Below are 17,593 nucleotides of genomic sequence, written 5' to 3'. Positions count from 1 at the left end.
CCTGAAAACCGTCTCCCGCGTCGTCAACGGCGAGGCCGGGGTGAGCGAGGCCACGGCCGGGCGCGTGCGCGCCGTCATCGACCAGCTCGGCTTCCGCCGCAACGACGGCGCCCGGCTGCTGCGCCAGGGCGCGCGGACCGGCAGCATCGGCCTGCTGCTGGAGGACGTCGCCGACCCGTTCTACTCGCAGCTGAGCCGGGCCGTCGAGGAGGTCGTGCGCGCCCACGACTCGCTGCTGCTGACCGGCTCCTCGGCCGAGGACTCCGCCCGCGAGCGCGCACTCGCGCTCGGCTTCTGCGCGCGGCGCGTCGACGGGCTGATCGTCGTACCGACCTCCGCCGACCACGGCTACCTCGGCCCCGAGGCGGCCGCCGGTACGGCGCTGGTCAGCGTGGACCGACCGATGCCCGGTCTGGAGGTGGACACCGTCCTCGCCGACAACCGCGCCGGGGCCGTCGCCGGAACCGCCCACCTGCTGCGCCAGGGCCACCGCCGGATCGGCTACCTCGGCGACGCCCCTGACATCTTCACCGCGGCGGAGCGCCTGGCCGGCTACCGACAGGCGATGGCGGAGGCGGGCTGCCCCGTCGAGGAGCCATGGATCGCCATGGGACGCCCCGATCCGCTCGGTCTGCGCTTCGCGCTCGCCCGCATGCTCGCCGACCCGGCCCCGGTCACCGCGCTGATGTGCGGCAACAACCGCACCACCGTCGCCGTCCTGCGCGAGCTGGCCGGGCGTCAGGAGCGCCCGGCCCTGGTGGGGTTCGACGACTTCGAGCTCGCCGACCTGCTGGCCGTCCCGGTGACGGTGGTGGCCCAGGACCCGGCCGTGATGGGCCGCACCGCCGCCGAGCTCCTCTTCCGCCGGCTCCGCGGCGAACCCGCCGCCCCCCAGCACATCCTCGTCCGGACCCGCCTCATCCCCCGCGGCTCCGGCGAACTCCCGCCCTGATGGGCGGCTACCCGGCGAAGCCTGCCTTGGCGAGGAGGGCGTCGACGCGGGCACGGTGGTCGGCCTGCCAGTCGTCGAGGGTCTGCGCGGCTTCCTTCGCCACCTTGGCCCGCGCGGCCGCAAGCGTCTCCGCGACACGGGCGCCCGGGGTCACCACGACGCCCTCCTCGTCGGCGACCACGACGTCGCCCGCGTGCACGGTCACGCCCCCGCAGACGACCGGGTGCCCCAGCGGCCGGGCGACGGCCTTGCTCCCGGGCACGGGAACCACGCCGCGCGCCAGCACCGGGAAGCCCATGGCGCGGATCTCCGCCAGGTCGCGGATCACGCCGTCCAGCACGAATCCCGCGATGCCGCGACGCTGCGCCACCGCGCAGACGTTGCCCCCGGCGAGCGCGTAGCGCAGGTCTCCGCCCGCGTCCACGACGATGACCGAACCCGGCTCCGCGCGGTGGATCGCGGCATGCAGCATGAGGTTGTCCCCCGGCTGGCAGCTGACCGTGAAGGCCGGCCCCGCCAGCCGGTCCATCGGCGCGTAGAGCGGGCGGATCCCCAGGTCCATCACCTGGTCCGCGCCGAGAACGTCGGCCAGCGTGGTCGGGGAGAGGTCCGCGAAGTCGTTGATCGTGTTCACCCGGTCAACCTAGCGCCCGGCCGCCCCGACGGAGCGTGGCCGCGTGTGGCGGAAGGCTTCTGTGGGAACGGAGTGAGGCGTGAGAGGAGGCCGCACGTGGACAGCGACGAGCAGGCCGCTTCGGCCTTGACGGAGGCGGTGGTGGCGAGCTTCGCCGGGGCCGCCGACGCGCGGACGCGGGAGGTGCTGGAGGCCGTCGTGCGGCACGCGCACGCCCTCGTGCGGGAGCTGCGGCTGACGCGGGAGGAGTGGCGGCAGGCCGTCGACCACCTCACCGCTGTCGGGCAGGCCTGCGACGACACCCGTCAGGAGTGTGTCCTGCTCTCCGACGTGCTCGGGATCTCCTCGCTGGTCGAGGCGGTGAACGGCGAGCCGGAGGGCACCGCGGGCACGGTGCTGGGGCCGTTCCACCTGACCGACTCGCCGGTCCGGGCGCTCGGCGACTCGATCGACCTGGTCGGCACCGGAACACCCTGCGTGGTGACCGGCCGGGTGACCGGTCCCGACGGCGCGCCCGTGTCCGGGGCCTCGGTCGACGTGTGGCAGTGCGACGAGCACGGCTTCTACGACGTGCAGCAGCCGGAGGTGCAGCCGACGGGCAACGGGCGCGGACTGTTCACCGCCGACGCGGAGGGCCGCTTCCGGTTCCGGACCGTCGTGCCGAGCCCCTACCCGATCCCGACCGACGGCCCGGTCGGCCGCCTGCTGAACGCCTCCCGTCGCCATCCCTACCGCCCCGCCCACATCCATCTGATCGCCGCCGCGCCCGGGTTCCGGACGCTGACGACGCATCTGTTCGTCGCCGACAGCCCTTATCTCGACAGCGACGCCGTCTTCGCCGTGAAGCCCGCTCTCGTCGTCGACTTCGCCGAGATCGACGATCCGGAGCAGGCGGCGCGGCACGGCGTCACCGCGCCCTTCCGGCACGCCGACTTCGACGTGCGGCTCGTGCTCGACGATCCTGGGGAGGGGAGCGAGTGACCGTGCCGTCCTTCGTCTACGAGGCCCTGCCCATGCGGGTCGTCTTCGGGCCCGGCGCGCTGGGCTCCCTGCGGGAGGAGACGGACCGGCTCGGGCTGCGGCGGGTGCTGGTGCTGTGCACGCCCGGTCAGCGCGCTCTCGCCGACCGCGCGACGGCGCTGCTGGGCGAGCGGGCGGTCGGCGTCTTCGCCGGTGCCCGCATGCACGTGCCGGTGGCGACGGTGGCCGCTGCGGCCGAGGCGGCCCGCGCGGCGGAGGCCGACGGCTGCGTCGCGGTCGGAGGCGGCTCGACCGTCGGACTGGCCAAGGCGCTGGCACTGCGCCGGGGCCTGGCCGTCGTCGCCGTGCCGACGACCTACGCCGGCTCGGAGATGACGCCGATCTGGGGCCTGACCGAGAACGCCCGCAAGCAGACCGGCCGCGACCGCGCCGTGCTCCCGCGCGCCGTCCTCTACGACCCGGACCTGACGCTCGGGCTGCCCGTGCCGGTGACCGTGACCAGCGGCCTCAACGCGATGGCCCACGCCGTCGAGGCGCTCTACGCGCCCGACGGCTCCCCCGTCGTCGCCGCGATGGCCGAGCAGGGCGTGCGCGACCTCGCGGCCGCGCTGCCCGTGCTCACCGACCGTCCGGGCGACCCCGACGCCCGCGCCGCGGCCCTGCAGGGCGCGTGGCTGTGCGGGGCCTGCCTCGGCAGCACGACCATGGGCCTGCACCACAAGCTCTGCCACGTGCTCGGCGGCCTGCTCGACCTCCCGCACGCGGAGACGCACGCGGTGATGCTCCCCTACGTCGCGGCCTTCAACCTGCCGTCGGCGCCGGACGCCCGTGCGGCCCTGGCCCGCGCCCTGGACGCGGACGATCCGGCGCAGGCTCTGGCGCGCCTCGCCGACCGGCTCGGCGCGCCCCGTACCCTGCGCGAACTGGGCGTCCGGCACGAGGACCTGAGCCGGGTTCGCGACGACGTCCTGGCCGCTCCCTACGCCAACCCGCGCCCGGTCGACCGCGCCGAGCTGGACGCGCTGCTGGAACGGGCCTGGTCGGGCACGTGACCGGGCTCAGGCGCGCGCCACGACCCCGCCGTGGTGACGGCCCGGCTCCGGTCCTGGCTACGGCTACGGCTACGGCTACGGCTGGGGGACGTAGCGGACCGTCAGGATCGCCGAGCGGGCGGTCGCGCTGCCCGGCTCGGGGACGAACGCGACCGTGCCGGTGCCGGCACAGGGCAGGACCAGACTGGTCGGGATGGCGACCTTGACGGCGTAATAGCCGAGCGTCACCGGCAGCGTCGTCGAGGCGGGGCCGAAGTTCGCCACGATGCCGGTGGCGGCGGAACCGGTGTAGCCGACGTCGACGGTGCCGGAGGCGGGCGAGGGAAGCACCTCGACGGTCTGCCCGGCCAGCGGGTGACCCGTCTCGCCCGCGGTGACGGGACCGAAGCAGGCCATCTGGATCGCGGCTCCGGTCGCGGTGCCGTTGACCAGCCCCGTGAAGAACTGGTTCGGGCCGATCGGCGCGGGGTCGACGACGCCCGCGGCGCGGGCCGCGGGCGCGACGGCCGTGGCCAGGGCGGTGGCGAGGCCGAGGGCTGCGGCGGCGGTGGCCGTGGTACGGAGCGGGTGGCGCGTGGAGCGGGCGGATGAGCGCGGTGCCATGACTTCCTCCCGAAGGTGCGGACCCGTGCGGCGCCCGGAGCCGGGCGCCCGAGCGACATGGTGGAGTCCCTGACAGGAACAGGGCAATGCCTCGGCGTTGAACATTCCGGAACAGCGGACCGGCCGCCCGACTCACCCCCGCGGATCTCACCCTGCGGATCCCAGCGGGGCGCGGGAGACTGGGCTCTGATGCCCGAGGTTGCCCCTCCCCGCCGCCGGGCGGGGCGGCCCGACCGAGCGGACGGAGACCACCATGACCCAGCAGAGCCCCAGCGGCGAGGACTCGGTCCTCGCCCGGATCCACGAGCTCGTGGGCGAGGAGCGGGATCTGCGCGACCAGCTCGCCGCCCAGCAGATCGACGCCGACACCGAACGCGACCGCCTGGCCGCCGTGGAGACCCAGCTCGACCAGTGCTGGGACCTGCTGCGTCAGCGGCGCGCCCGGCTCGACGCGGGACAGGACCCGGACGAGGCGCGGGTGCGTCCGGCCTCGGAGGTGGAGAACTACCTGTCCTAGCCGGGAGATCCGCCGCCCGGCGCGCGTCGGGCGATCGCCCGGCCGCCGGGCCGCCGGGCCGTCCGTCGCCCCGGAAATGCCTCGAGCGCGGCGGAGCTCCTGGGGCACGATGGTGCGTATGACGACGACTTTGATCACCGGGGCCAACAAGGGCCTCGGCTTCGAGACCGCACGCCGGCTCCTCGCGGACGGCCACACCGTCTACCTGGGCAGCCGGGACGCCGGGCGCGGCCGCGCCGCCGCGGAGTCCCTCGGTGCGCGGTTCGTCCAGCTGGACGTGAACGACGACGCCTCGGTGGAGGCGGCCGCGAAGTCCGTGGCGGCGGACGGCGGACTGGACGTGCTGGTGAACAACGCCGGCATCGAGCTCTACTCCGCCGACGGCGCCGTCATCGGCGCGGCGGAGCTGACCGCCGACGTGATGCGGGACGTGCTGGAGACCAACGTGGTCGGCCTGGTCCGGGTCACCCACGCGTTCCTGCCGCTGCTGGCGCGCTCGGCCGCGCCGGTGGTGGTCAACGTCAGCAGCGGTCTGGCCCTCGCCTCCGAGGTGGCCGACCCTGCCAGTTCCCGGTACCACTACCCCGGCGTCGCCTACCCGGCGTCCAAGGCGGCGGTGAACATGATCACCATCCAGTACGCCAAGGCCTTCCCCGGCATGCGGATCAACGCCGTGGAGCCCGGTCACACCGCGACCGACCTCAACCGGCATGCCGGCCGTCAGACGGTGGAGGAGGGGGCGGAGGTCATCGTGCGGATGGCCTCGATCGGCCGGGACGGCCCGACCGGCGGCTGTTTCACCTCCGGCGGCCCGCTGACCTGGTGACCGACGCGGCCCGATGCGCCGCGAACCGTGACCGGTGGCCCGGGCCCGGGCCCGGTCAGTGGCGCAGCGGGGATCAGTGCCCCAGCTCGGCCAACGCCCGGTCGAGCGTCGCGGTGAAGAAGTCGACCGCTTCGGCGTCGATGCACAGCGGCGGCTTGATCTTCAGCACGTTGAGGTGGTCACCGGTGGGCTGGACGACCACGCCGAGACCGAGCATCCGGTCGCACAGCTCCGCCGTCTCCTCCGTGGCCGGCTCCAGCGTCGCGCGGTCCCGGACCAGTTCCAGCCCCAGGTAGAGCCCCGAGCCGTGGACGGCGCCGACGAGCGGATGACGCTCGCCGAGCGCCTCCAGCCCGGCCTTGAGCCGCGCGCCGACGCGGACGGCGTTGCCCTGGAGGTCCTCGTCGCGCAGCACGTCGAGGACGGTGCTGCCGACGACACTGGAGACGGGGCTGCCGCCGGTGGAGGAGAAGAAGTAGCCCTGGTCGCGGTAGCGTTCGGCCACCTCCCTGGAGGTGATCACCGCGCCGAGCGGGTGTCCGTTGCCCATGGCCTTGGCCACGCAGACGATGTCGGGGACGACGCCCTGCTGCTCGAAGCCCCAGAACCAGTGGCCGAGCCGCCCGTAGCCGACCTGGACCTCGTCGGCGACGGCCAGGCCGCCGTGGCGGCGGACGGCCGCGTAGAGCTGCTCCAGATAGCCGTCCGGCAGCGCCACGCCACCCGCGTTGCCGTAGAAGGTCTCCGCCACGAAAGCCCCCGGCGCCCGTCCCGAGGCGGCGAGTTCGTCGATCGCCCGGACCGCCTCGGGCGCGTAGCGGACGGCCCCGGCGCCCCGGTGGCGGCCCCGGTAGGAGTTGGGCGAGTCCACGGTGTGTACCCAGCCCGGCCGGGTCGCCAGTGCGTTGGGGTTGTCCTGCAGGGAGGTGGAGACGGCGTCGGAGGCGTAGGTCCAGCCGTGGTAGGCCTCCCGCAGCGCCACCACGTCGTGCCGCCCGGTCGCGCCGATGGCCAGGCGGATGCCCAGGTCCACCGCCTCCGAGCCGGAGTTGACGAGGAAGACGGTGTCCAGCGGCTCGGGCAGCAGCGCGGCGAGCCGCTCGGTGAACTCGACCACCGAGGCGTAGTGGAAGCGCGAGTTGGTGTTCAGCCGCCGCAACTGCCGGGCCACGGCCCGCTCGACTGCGGGGTGGGCGTGGCCGATCGCGCTGACGTTGTTGACGATGTCGAGGTAGACGCGGCCCTGGTCGGAGACCAGGTGGTGGCGCCAGCCGCGCTCGATGCGGGGCGGGTCGTCGTAGTAGTGCCCCTGCACGGCGGCGAAGGAGGCCGCGCGCCGCGCCAACAGGTCTCCGTCCGCAGGCCTTTCGGCGGCGGCCAGGCCCAGCAGCGGCGTCGGGTCCGCGGTCAGCGCGAGCCAGCCGGCGGCGTACTCGGGCCGGACCAGCGGCGGCACGGCCGCCGGCCCGGCCCGGTGCAGCGCGACGTGGACGCGGGCGCCTGCGGGCAGGGCGACGAGCGGGTCTCCGGCGCGGACGTCGGCTCCGGCCGCAACCAGGAAGCCGCCCTCGTGGGTCAGACGCAGCGTCAGCTCGCCCTTGTCGAGAGCGAAGTCGAGCTGGTGCGCCTCTGCCTGCAGGACGCGCCCGGCCGCCGGAGCCCGCAGCACGAGGTCGCGGCCGAGCCAGAGGTCGAGGCCGGTGGGGACGGTGGCGGGCGAGGTCGCGGCGAGAACCCGGGAGCGGCTCAACCGGGGCCTGCCGTAGGGCGCGAGGACCACGGCCGCGCCCTCTGCGAGCAGCGCCCCCGCGAGCCGGTCCTCGACGCCCGCCTCCAGCCAGGCGCCGTGGTCCATGGCGTCGGAGTCGGTGGACAGGTCGAGCAGGGCGACCTCGGTCGGCTTCAGGTCTGCGACGAGAGGCGCGGCGGTCTCTACGGCCTCTCGCGCGCGGGACGGGGCCAGCGGGTCCGAGAAGGGCCGGTCGAGGCCCAGCCGGTCCAGGACCAGGCCCGTCATCACCGACGTCGGCACGCTCGTCGCCTGTTCGAAGATCCGCCATTCGCGGTCCAGGGCCGCGTTCGCGTAGGCGTTGCCCTCACCGTCGATCGCGGCCTGGTGGCGGCCGCTGGCCACGAGCGTGGCGGCGCGCAGCACCACCAGCGGCCACAGTGCCCGCGCCTCGGCGGCACTCAGAGGGCGTTCGGCGTGGAAGGCCTGGACGGCGGGCAGCACGTCGTGCGGCTCCACCCCGTCGTGGTGCAGCAACGAGGAGAGCGGGACGGCCAGTTCGGCGACGGCCCAGCTGGTGGCGACGTCGCCGAAGTCGATGACGCCGTCCGGCGTGCGTACCGGGTCGCCCACCGCGGCGACCAGGTTGTCGTCGGTGAGGTCCATGTGCACCGCCTGGCGCGGCAGTTGCTCGCGCAGGCCGTCGAGCCCGCGCCACGCGTCCTCGGCGGCAGCCGCGACGGCGGCGCGCTGGGCGGGTTCGGCTACGTGCTCCAGCAGCAGGGCGACGACGCGGTCGGCGTGCTGGAGGTCCCACTGCAGCACCCGGTCGAGCCCGGGGTGGTGGAAGTCCCGCAGTGCGGCGCTGACCCGCCCCGCGATCCGGCCCATCGCCGCGACCGCGCGCGGCGACAGATGGCGCGGGCCGGTGAGCGTCCCGCCCGGCAGGTACCGCAGCAGCCGCGCCGTGAGGGGCCCGGACGCGGTCTCCACGACGGCGGCCCGTGCGGCGCCGCCCTCCTCGCGCAGCACGGTGGCGACGCGCAGCCCGGGGTCGGCCCCGGCGATCAGGTCCGCCGCCTCGTCCTGGGCTTCGATCTCGGCGGGGCCGAAGGCCGGGTTGGCGATCTTCAGCACGGCGAGGGGCGTGCCGTCCTCACCTCGCACCAGGAAGTTCGCGTCCTGCTGGCTGCCGAGCTCCTCGACCGGACCGTCGAGCCCCAGCAGCGCGGCGATCCACCGCGCCTGCTCGGTGCTGACCTTCGGCGCGGGGAGCGCCTCGTGGGCGAAGAAGTCGATGGGCATCTGCGTTCCCGACGGTTCGACGGCGTGGCTGACATCCCCACTCTACAACCCGATCACGCGAACAACGAGCCTTTGGCAATCGATTCCGCTGTCCGATCGATCGAATCACGCGCCGAAGCCGGGTGCGGCTGAGCAAGGGTGAGCGTGGGCGGCGTGTCGCCGCCCTTCCCCGAGACCATAGGCTGCGCGCATGAGTGATCGTCTGAGGGTGGGACTGGTCGGGGCCGGGCCGTGGGCCCGGATGGCGCACGCGCCCGCGTTGGCGGGCGGCTCCGACACGGAGCTGGCCGGCGTCTGGGCGCGGCGCACGGAGGCCGCCGAGGAGCTGGGCGGGCGGTTCGGCGCGCCCGCGTTCGGGCGGCTGGAGGAGCTCTTCGACGCCTGCGAAGCGGTGGCCTTCTGCGTACCGCCGGACGTCCAGGCCGAGTTGGCGTCGCACGCGGTGCGGGCCGGCAAGGCGGTGCTGCTGGAGAAGCCGCTGGCGATGGAGCTGGACGGCGCACGGCGCCTCGCGGACGCGGTCGCCGAGGCGGGCGTGGTCTCACAGATGGTGCTGACCGCCCGCTACGCGGCCGCCACCCGGGAGTTCCTGACGCAGGCCCGCGCGGTGCGGCCGATGGGCGGCGTCGGCGTCTTCACCGGCTCCCTCGCGGACGGTCCGTTCGCCACCCCGTGGCGGCTGGAGCGCGGCGCGCTGCTGGATCTCGGCCCGCACCTGGTGGACCTGCTGGACGCGGCCCTCGGCCGGGTCGTCGCGGTACGCGCACAGGGCGACCCGCTCGGCTGGGTGGCGCTCACGCTGGAGCACGAGAGCGGCGCGCTGAGCCAGGCGGGGATGACGGCGTTCGCGGGCGGCTCCCTGCCCGCGCCGCGGATCGAGGTCTTCGGCCCCGGCGGACACGCGCGGCTGGCCTGGCCGGAGGCCCTGGAGGAGCCGTTCGCCCGGATGGTCGCCGAGTTCGCGGCGGCGGTCCGCACGGGCGAGGGCCACCCGCTCGACGCCCGTCACGGCCTGCGCCTGCAGGAACTGCTGACCGAGGCCCAGGCACAGCTCTGACCGCTCCCACGCGCGGGGTGCCGGGCCCGGCGGCCCGGCACCCCGCGCGTACGGGGGCGGGTCTCAGACCTGCGGGCCGGCCGGGTCGGCGACCAGTGCGTGCGGCGCCAGCGGCGCCGTCGTGGTGGGCGGCGTCTGCACCGGCGGGATCGGGCCGTGCAGCAGCTCCTGCTCCAGCGTCCAGGTCCACACCTCGGCCAGCGCGTTCGGCACGAGCTGGACCAGGTGCGAGGGCGCGAAGTAGTGGTAGCCGTAGTCGAGTCGGGCGTGGTTGTGCCCGTCGACCAGCGGCTCGCTGGTGGCCGTGGCCGCGGTGGCGACCAGGCCGGTGTGGCTCTTGGTGTTGTCGGGACCGGCGTAGGTGACCACGATGTCGCCGGGCTTGGCCAGCTCGGGGTGGTCGCCGAGGTCGACGCCGATGCCGCTGTCGTGCACGTAGTCGTAGAGGTTGTGGTACTGCGGCAGGTCGGAGATCAGCAGCAGGTCGTAGACCTCGCCGTTCGGAGCGTGGTAGGTGAAGTAGTCGTCCTGCGGCGCGTCCGGGCTCAGGCCCGGGATCAGCCCGGCCGCCGCGAGCGAGCGGGCGACGAACTCGGCGCACTGGTAGTTCGGCTGGTCGGCGCCGCCGGCGACGGGCGTGCTGTCGTTCCACGCCGTCCAGTTCCAGTGCGCGTCGGCGTAGCGCACCTCGGCGGCGCGCATCAACGCGTCGACGGGCGACTCGGCGGTCGACGCGTGCCCGTGCGCGGACGCGGGCGCAGTCCGCGGCGCGGCCGAGGCCGACGCGGCGAGCGCCGGACCGGTGGCCAGGGCGAGCGCGCCGACGAACGCGGCCGCGGCCAGGCGACGTCCGACGGGCAGGCGTCGGCCGTTGGTGTGGCTCATGGAAGTCCCTTGCGCGTGCGACGTCCCGCGCGGCGGGGAGGCGGCCGCGCACAGGCGGACGTCAAGCGATCACGTGCCCCCCAACCCCCTTGACCGCCGCACCCGCCCCACGCGTTGCCGGGCGGCCCGAAATCAAGGGTGTGAGTTCGGTGAACAGACGGACCGTCATCGTCCGCATGCCGTCGGACGATCCGCTCCGCTCACAGCGCCAGCGGCCGGTCCTGCGGCACGACGGGCATCGGCAGCGCCGTGACGCCCGTGGGGCTGAGGTAGGCGTCGACGCAGGCCGCCGCGGCGCGGCCCTCGGCGACGGCCCAGACGACGAGCGACTGCCCGCGCCCCGCGTCACCCGCGACGAAGACGCCGGGCCTTCCAGCTGCGTAGTGGGCGTCGCGGGCGAAGGCGCCCGTGTCGGCGGTCCGCAGCTCCAACTGCTCGGCGATGCCGTGCTCGGGGCTCTCCGGTCCGCTGAAGCCGAGGGCGAGCAGCACCAGGTCGACCGGGATGGTCCGCTCCGTCCCCGCCAGCGGCCGCCGGGTCCCGGTCTCGGCGTCGGCCAGGCTCAGGGACCGCACCCGCCCCTCGGCGTCGCCCTGGAAGCGGACGGTCGCGGCAGAGAACACGCGGACGTCGCGCAGCGCCTCCTGCTGCGGCAGGCCGCTGCTGTCGCCGGCCAGCACCGCTCCGTCGCGGACCAGCTCCTGTCCCTCCTGGTGCGCGGGGCTCATCCGGTGGAGGCGTGCGTGCACCGGCCAGGGCTCGTGGTCGGCGCGGTCCGTTCCGGGCTGCGGTTTGATGTCCAGCTGCACCACGGAGGCGGCTCCCTGCCGCAGCGCGGTGCCGAGACAGTCGGCGCCGGTGTCCCCACCGCCGATGATCACGACGTGGTGCCCCTCCGCGCTGATCGGGGGACGGTCGTAGTCGCCCTCCTGCACCCGGTTGGCCTGGGTCAGGTACTCCATCGCCTGGTGGACCCCGGCCAACTCGCGCCCTGAAACCGGTAGTTCGCGCGCGGCGGTGGCGCCGACCGCGACCACCAGGGCGTCGTGCCGCCGCAGCAGCCCGCCCGCGTCCACCGTACCGCCCACGTCCATGCCGGTCCGGAACACCGTTCCCTCGGCGGCGAGTTGGTCGAGCCGCCGGTCCAGGAAGTCCTTGTCCATCTTGAACTCGGGTATGCCGTACCGCAGCAGTCCGCCGACGCGGTCGTCGCGCTCGTACACGACCACGGTGTGGCCGGCGCGGGTCAGCTGCTGCGCGCACGCGAGGCCGGCGGGGCCGGAGCCGATGACCCCCACGCTCCTTCCGGAGAGCCGCTCCGGAACCTGCGGGCGGACCCAGTCCTCCTCCCAGGCGCGGCACGCGATCGCCGCCTCGACGGCCTTGATCGTCACGGGCGCGTCGTCGATCCCGAGGACGCAGCCGCTCTCACAGGGGGCGGGACACAGGAATCCGGTGAACTCCGGGAAGTTGTTCGTGGCGTGCAGCCGCTCCGCGGCCTCGCGCCAGTCGGCGCGCGCGACGAGGCCGTTCCACTCCGGGATGAGGTTGCCCAGCGGGCAGGCGTGATGGCAGAACGGGATGCCGCAGTCCATGCACCGGCTCGCCTGGTCCTGGACGACCGGTAGCAGTCGCCCGGGTGCGTGCACCTCGCGCCAGTCCCGCACCCGTTCCGGCACGGGCCGCAGCGGCCATTCCTGGCGCGGCGTGCGCAGGAAATCCCAGATGTCAAGAGTGTGGCGTTTGTCCACAGACCAACGGTAGGACTTCCCCGCCACGCTCGGCAAAAGGTCGGTCGCGAGCCTGCCGCAGAGGTCACCGGCCGTACTGTCGGCGGTGCGCGGTGACGCGCACGCGGGTACCGCAGCGCGGGGAGCAGAACCGCTGTGGGGACCGGCGACCGGCGTCGACGAAGTAGCGGTCGCAGCCGGGCGCCGCACACCGGCCCCAGGCGCAGCGGCCGCGTTCGCCCAGCCAGAGCGCGAGGGCGAGGGCGGCCGTGGAGAGCAGCCAGTGGACCGGCCCGGCGTCCTGCGGGGTCTGGCCGTGGACCGCCCAGGGTCGGCCCTCCAGGCGGACCAGACGGGGCCGGGACGGGTACCGGTCGAGCAGCGCGTTGACGGCGTCGGCGGCCCGGTTCACGTCGTCCAGGTCCAGGACGGCGACCAGGAGCGCGACGGCCTCGCGCAGCTCCGGCACCGAGGCGCCGGCAAGGCGGCGCGGCGGGCCGCCGTGCAGGTCCACCACGGCCTGCAGCCCTGCCGCCGTCGCCTCGGGGTCCCCCTGGAGGGTGTTGACCAGATCGACCAGGAAGTACAGGCCGCGCGGCCTGTCGTCGGGGAGTTCCGGCTGCATCCGTGCTTTCCTTCATGATCGTCGCTTGGTAACGTCTAAACCAAGCTTAGCCGTTACATCCTGGAAGGTGGTTCGCCGTGGTGGCGTCGGAGACATCGGTACTGGTGGTCGGCGGCGGCCCCGTCGGCCTGACGCTGTCCTGCCTGCTGTCGGCCCAGCGGGTCGACAACGTGCTGGTCGAGGCCCACCGGGCGACCTCACCGCACCCCAAGGCCCGCGGGGTCTCCGCGCGCTCCATGGAGATCTTCCGGCGCATCGGGATCGAGGAGGAGGTCAGGAAGGCGGGCCTGCCGGCCGAGCACGTCTCCTTCTACCGGGGCCGCGATCTCGTCGACCCCGACTTCGTCCGCACCGGCCTCGTCCCGCAACGCGACGAGAACGACCGGGGCGACCAGGACGGGGACGGAGACAGCAGCGACGAGCGCACGCCGTCCCCGGGGCTGCTCTGCTCCCAGGACGCCCTGGAACCCGTGCTGCTGCGGCACGCCACGGAGCCGACAGGCCGTCGGATCCGGTTCGGAACGCGCCTGCTCTCCTTCGCCGAGGACGACGAGGGCGTCCTGGCGGTCGTCGAGGCGGTGGACACCGGCGAGAGGCACCGGATCCGCGCGGACTGGCTCGTCGGCTGCGACGGCGCCGCGAGCGCGGTGCGCGCCGGCGCGGGCATCGCCATGGAGGGTCCGACGGGGCTCGGGCGCTACCTGAGCATCCGCTTCGAGGCGCCGCTGGGGCACGTCGTGGCCGACCGCGCCAGCGCCTCGTACTTCCTCACCACCCCCGGCCGGGGCGGCTTCCTGGCCGTGGACAACGACCGCCACTGGATCTACCAGCATCCGCTCGCCGCCGGGGAGGCCGAACCGGCAGGCGACCCCGCCGGCCCCGCGGACCCCGCGGACCGCCCGCGCCTGGCCGAGCTGATCCGGACCGCGGCCGGCATCCCGGACCTGGAGGTGACGGTGCGGGACACCTCGACCTGGCGCATGGACGCCCAACTCGCCGCCGACTACCGCCGCTCACGCGTCCTGCTGGCGGGTGACGCGGCTCACGTCATCCCGCCGACCGGCGGGCACGGCATGAACACCGGCATCGGGGACGCGGACAACCTCGCCTGGAAGCTCGCGGCCGTCACCGCCGGACACGCGGGCGCAGCCCTGCTGGACAGCTACGCGGCCGAACGCCGCCCCATCGCCCGTCAGGTGATCGACGTCTCCGCTGACAACGCCCGCAACCGGGGCAGTTACCGCATCGACGACGAGCTCCTGCTGACCGCCGTCTACCGGTCCGACGCCGTCGCCCCCGAGCCCGGCGCGACGCCGGGGCACAGCGCCCTCTCCGTCGACGGATACCGGCCCGCCTGCCGTCCGGGCGCCCGCCTCCCCCATGTCCGCCTCGCCGACGGACGCTCCAGCCTCGACCTCGTCGGCCCCGGCTTCACCCTGCTGACCGCCGCCGAGGGCCCGGCCTGGCGGCGGCGGGCCGAGTCCGCAGGGAGGTCCGGCATCCCCGTGACGCCGCGACCGCTCGACCGTGAGGCCGACCCGGCACGGTGGACCCGTCTGACCGGCCAGGGCGACACCACGGCCGCCGTCCTGGTCCGGCCCGACGGACACGTCGCCTGGTGCGGGACACGGACAGTGACGGATCTTCAGGCCGTGCTGCGGCGCATTGTCGCCAGCTGACAGAATGTCTCGCCCGAGTGTCGCCGCACGACCGCACAACAACGCAATGCGACTAATCGTCAGCAAGGCTTCGGTCACGCCGCGATGATTCACAGCCAATTCTGATGGTAACGGTCGGTGCACATTTCGTTTCTCTTAGCGGGCATTTCACAGTTGGTCGACCGGGCTCCGCTACTTGGTGTAACGTCTGCCGCCAAGCGCAGCTTCATGGGGCGAATTCCCGGCCCCGCGTGCGCATTTGCAATTCCGAGGGGCCATCCGGCCCTGTTCAGCCCGCCCGAAAAGGGGTCCTGAACATGATCACGATCGCTTCGTCGTCCGGCAAGCCGGCCCCGATACCCGGCTCGCCGCTCGACGCGTACAACCACGGCATCGCGTACGACACGGGTGTGCACCAGATCGCCCGGCTCTTCGCGCTGATCGCCTACTCCCTCATGATCGCCACGCTCCTGCTGGGGGTGATCCTCCGCCTGCGCCTCCTCGAGCGCTACGTCAACCGCCCCACCATCTACGGGGCCCACATGTCCCTGGGCCTGAGCGCGCTCATCTTCGGCTGCCTGCACGGGCTGACCTTCCTGTACCAGCCGATCTGGCACATCGGGAACGTGGAGCTGCTGGTGCCGTTCACGGGGTCGGTGCAGCGGATGCCGGTGGGCTTCGGCATCCTGGGCACCGAACTCGCCGTCGCGGTCGGCTGCTCGGTGTGGCTGCAACGACGGCTCGGCTACCAGCGATGGCTGAGATTCCACCAGCTCGCCTACGTCTCCTTCGCGCTGATCTGGCTGCACATCTTCCTGGTCCACCCCGAGCCGCGGCATCTCAACCTCGTGGCGGTCGGCATCGCGCTCGGCGCCGGGGTGTGCCTGCTCGCCTTCCTGATCCGGGCGCTGCCCTCGCGGTCGCGGCTGCGCGGGCGGGCGTTCCGCTCGAACGGTGGTGAGGCATGACCGGACACCTGACGGCGCACCCCTCCGGGCTGCCCTACCCGTACCCGCAGCACCCGCAGTACCCGGTCAGGCCGACCCAGCTCCCTCCGGCCCAGGCACCCGGTCAGGCGCCGGTGCCCGCACCCCTCCAGGCGCCGGTCCCCGGGAACGCCTTCGGCTCCGGCGAGCCGGTGCTGGTGCCGGAGAAGCGCCCGGTCCGGGTCAGCGTCGACAACAACCGCTGCCACATCTACGGGATCTGCCAGCAGGAGGCGCCGGAGGTCTTCCGGATCTCCAACGAGGGGTCGCTGCACTACACCGGCAGCGTCCCCGCGGAGTTCGCCGCGAGGACCCGCCAGGCGGCCCGGTGCTGCCCGATGCAGGCGATCCGCCTCCACGGCGGCGGCCCTGCGGCCGGCCGCAAGCCGATAGCGCCTCCGCTGCGCAGCGGGACGAGCGTGCGCGAGCGCCGCAAGCGCATCGTCGTCGCGGGAGGCGGGCTCGCCGGGGTCAGCGCGGCCGCGCGCCTGCGGGACCGCGGCTACGGCGGCGAGCTCGTGATCGTCGGGGAGGAACGGCATCTCCCCTACAGCCGCCCGCCGCTGTCCAAGCAGTACCTCGCGGGCGAGCTGCCGGGCGACGAGCTCACCTTCCGGGCGGACGAGTCGCTGGACGCGCACTGGTTGCTGCAGACCCCGATGACCGGCCTCGACCTGGCGCACAGCGCGGTGCTCCTGCGCGGCGGCGAGCGGCTGCCCTTCGACGGACTGGTGCTCGCCACCGGGGTCGATGCCAAGCGCCTGCCCGAGGCGCCGGTGTTCAGCGAGCGGGTGCGCACCATCCGGACGCTGGAGGACGCCGCCGCCGTCCGCAGCGCCATGCACGAGGCCCGGGCCCACCGTGTGGTGATCCTCGGCGGAGGCTTCGTCGGCTGTGAACTCGCCTGCACCGCACGCGAACACGGCATGGACGTGACCCTGGTGGTGCACAGCGCGCCGCTGTTGCGCCGGGTGCTCGGCGCCAAGGTCGGCGCCGTGGTGGGCTCCATCCAGCGTCGGGCCGGCGTCGATGTGCGCGTGAACACACAGATCGTGGATTGGCAGGACCATGGCGAGACGCTACGGTTGGGCCTCGATGACGGCACGCAACTCGACTGCGACTTCGTCGTCCTGGGACTCGGCAGCGAACCGCGGACCGAATGGCTGCGCGACAGCGGCCTGGAGGTCTCGGACGGGGTGCTCTGCGGCCCCACCTCCCACGTGGTGGACCGGTGGGGCCGGCTGCTGCCGCACGTGGTGGCCGCGGGCGACGTGGCCCGCTGGCCCAACGTGCGCTTCGACGAGGTGCCCCGCCGCGTCGAACACCTCATCCACGCCGTGGAGATGGGCCAGCACGCAGCGGACGCGCTGCTGCGCGGCCCCGCCCGGACCGACCGGTTCACCCCCGTCCCGAGGTTCTGGTCCGAGCAGCACGGCACCCGGATCCAGGCCGTGGGCAGCCCCGCCCTGGGCACCGAGGTCGAGATCGTCGAGGGCTCACTGCGCTCGGAGCGGTTCATCGCCCGCTACATCCGTCCCACCCCCTACGGACCGCAGGTGGTCGGGGTCGTGGCCTTCGACATGCCGGTACAGCTGCTGGCCTACCGGGACCAGATCGGCCACAACCGCCCGCGCCCACGCGCGGTCCGCTCCAGGAGGCGCCGTTGATCTCCCGCTCCGACAACCCCGGCCCTTCCGGCCGCCGACGTCGCGGCGGCCGGCCCGTCAGGGCCGGGGACCTGATGCGTTCGGCGCTGGCCCTGCCCGCGCGCGCGGGCCTGCGCTGGCTGGTGATCCTGGTGGTCATGGTGGCCGCCATGAGCGCCTACGGCCGCGTCCTGACCACGGCACCCCCCATGCCGCCCAGCCAGGCCCCGACCCACACGGCGACCCCGGGCAACGGGGCAACCCCGAGCAACGGCACGGTCACGTCCATGATCCGCTGACCCGCCCCCGACGCCGGACCACCCGAACACCCACCCTCGGCTCGCCCGGAGGCCCGTGACACCGGACCTCCGGGCGGCTTCGTTCACCCACCCCCCGTAGCCCCACCC

16 protein-coding genes are annotated in these 17,593 nt (G+C 74.1%); 10 read left to right on the top strand and 6 right to left on the bottom strand.

Annotated elements, in window-relative coordinates:
- Position 1: 1 nt before the first annotated feature.
- Complete coding sequence (locus tag TR49_RS06610; RefSeq protein WP_236653245.1) at positions 2-952, top strand: LacI family DNA-binding transcriptional regulator; 951 nt, start codon at positions 2-4, stop codon at positions 950-952.
- A gap of 7 nt (positions 953-959) precedes the next feature.
- Here TR49_RS06610 and TR49_RS06605 read toward each other — a convergent pair whose 3' ends face one another.
- A complete protein-coding gene (locus TR49_RS06605) occupies positions 960-1,586 on the bottom strand; it encodes an RraA family protein (protein ID WP_042378213.1) in 627 nt (208 codons plus the stop codon).
- Between the two features lie 96 nt (positions 1,587-1,682).
- Between TR49_RS06605 and TR49_RS06600 the strand changes: the two genes are divergently transcribed.
- Both TR49_RS06600 and TR49_RS06595 read left to right on the top strand, forming a co-directional pair.
- Positions 1,683-2,567: a dioxygenase family protein gene (locus TR49_RS06600; RefSeq protein WP_052434060.1), complete on the top strand. Its 885-nt coding sequence runs from the start codon at positions 1,683-1,685 to the stop codon at positions 2,565-2,567.
- Positions 2,568-2,599: 32 nt separating this feature from the next.
- On the top strand, positions 2,600-3,619 hold the full coding sequence (locus tag TR49_RS06595) for a maleylacetate reductase (protein ID WP_042378472.1): 1,020 nt from the start codon (positions 2,600-2,602) through the stop codon (positions 3,617-3,619).
- A gap of 75 nt (positions 3,620-3,694) precedes the next feature.
- Here the strand turns inward: TR49_RS06595 and TR49_RS42495 are convergent, their stop codons facing one another.
- The gene (locus TR49_RS42495; protein WP_042378209.1) at positions 3,695-4,222 is read right to left on the bottom strand and encodes a hypothetical protein; all 528 of its coding nucleotides are present in this window, start codon (positions 4,220-4,222) and stop codon (positions 3,695-3,697) included.
- Positions 4,223-4,475: 253 nt separating this feature from the next.
- Between TR49_RS42495 and TR49_RS06585 the strand changes: the two genes are divergently transcribed.
- Complete coding sequence (locus tag TR49_RS06585; protein WP_042378207.1) at positions 4,476-4,739, top strand: DUF2630 family protein; 264 nt, start codon at positions 4,476-4,478, stop codon at positions 4,737-4,739.
- Between the two features lie 118 nt (positions 4,740-4,857).
- A complete protein-coding gene (locus tag TR49_RS06580) occupies positions 4,858-5,565 on the top strand; it encodes an SDR family NAD(P)-dependent oxidoreductase (protein ID WP_042378206.1) in 708 nt (235 codons plus the stop codon).
- A gap of 73 nt (positions 5,566-5,638) precedes the next feature.
- On the opposite strand, the gene TR49_RS06575 is transcribed toward TR49_RS06580, so the two are convergent.
- Entirely contained in the window at positions 5,639-8,599 is a 2,961-nt protein-coding gene (locus TR49_RS06575; RefSeq protein ID WP_042378204.1) for an aminotransferase, read from the bottom strand.
- 190 nt (positions 8,600-8,789) lie between these two features.
- On the opposite strand from TR49_RS06575, the gene TR49_RS06570 reads away from it, so the two are divergent.
- Positions 8,790-9,656 carry a Gfo/Idh/MocA family protein gene (locus TR49_RS06570; RefSeq protein ID WP_042378203.1) on the top strand — a complete coding sequence of 289 codons (867 nt, stop codon included), beginning with the start codon at positions 8,790-8,792 and terminating at the stop codon, positions 9,654-9,656.
- Between the two features lie 63 nt (positions 9,657-9,719).
- On the opposite strand, the gene TR49_RS06565 is transcribed toward TR49_RS06570, so the two are convergent.
- The 3 genes from TR49_RS06565 to TR49_RS06555 form a co-directional block, all read right to left on the bottom strand.
- Positions 9,720-10,541: an amidase domain-containing protein gene (locus TR49_RS06565; RefSeq protein ID WP_042378201.1), complete on the bottom strand. Its 822-nt coding sequence runs from the start codon at positions 10,539-10,541 to the stop codon at positions 9,720-9,722.
- Between the two features lie 200 nt (positions 10,542-10,741).
- Positions 10,742-12,292 carry a glutamate synthase subunit beta gene (locus TR49_RS06560; protein ID WP_236653244.1) on the bottom strand — a complete coding sequence of 517 codons (1,551 nt, stop codon included), beginning with the start codon at positions 12,290-12,292 and terminating at the stop codon, positions 10,742-10,744.
- Positions 12,293-12,356: 64 nt separating this feature from the next.
- The gene (locus TR49_RS06555) at positions 12,357-12,896 is read right to left on the bottom strand and encodes a CGNR zinc finger domain-containing protein (RefSeq protein ID WP_042378200.1); all 540 of its coding nucleotides are present in this window, start codon (positions 12,894-12,896) and stop codon (positions 12,357-12,359) included.
- Between the two features lie 80 nt (positions 12,897-12,976).
- Between TR49_RS06555 and TR49_RS06550 the strand changes: the two genes are divergently transcribed.
- From TR49_RS06550 to TR49_RS06535, 4 genes are all read left to right on the top strand, one after another.
- Positions 12,977-14,575, top strand: coding sequence for an FAD-dependent monooxygenase (locus TR49_RS06550; RefSeq protein WP_160311547.1), 1,599 nt, complete (start codon positions 12,977-12,979; stop codon positions 14,573-14,575).
- Positions 14,576-14,871: 296 nt separating this feature from the next.
- The gene (locus TR49_RS39690) at positions 14,872-15,522 is read left to right on the top strand and encodes a ferric reductase-like transmembrane domain-containing protein (protein ID WP_052434059.1); all 651 of its coding nucleotides are present in this window, start codon (positions 14,872-14,874) and stop codon (positions 15,520-15,522) included.
- Positions 15,519-17,207: an FAD-dependent oxidoreductase gene (locus TR49_RS06540; RefSeq protein ID WP_052434058.1), complete on the top strand. Its 1,689-nt coding sequence runs from the start codon at positions 15,519-15,521 to the stop codon at positions 17,205-17,207. The genes TR49_RS39690 and TR49_RS06540 overlap by 4 nt, the downstream gene beginning before the upstream one ends.
- Positions 17,204-17,485 (top strand): hypothetical protein, encoded by a 282-nt coding sequence (locus tag TR49_RS06535; RefSeq protein ID WP_042378195.1) that lies wholly within the window; start codon positions 17,204-17,206, stop codon positions 17,483-17,485. Before TR49_RS06540 ends, TR49_RS06535 begins: the two co-directional genes overlap by 4 nt.
- Positions 17,486-17,593 lie beyond the last annotated feature (108 nt).

The sequence above is a fragment of the Streptacidiphilus melanogenes genome (genome assembly GCF_000787835.1).
GTDB classification, from domain to species: Bacteria; Actinomycetota; Actinomycetes; order Streptomycetales; family Streptomycetaceae; genus Streptacidiphilus; species Streptacidiphilus melanogenes.
Note: the sequence above shows the minus strand (reverse complement) of the source record. Positions and strands in the feature narration are given on the sequence as shown.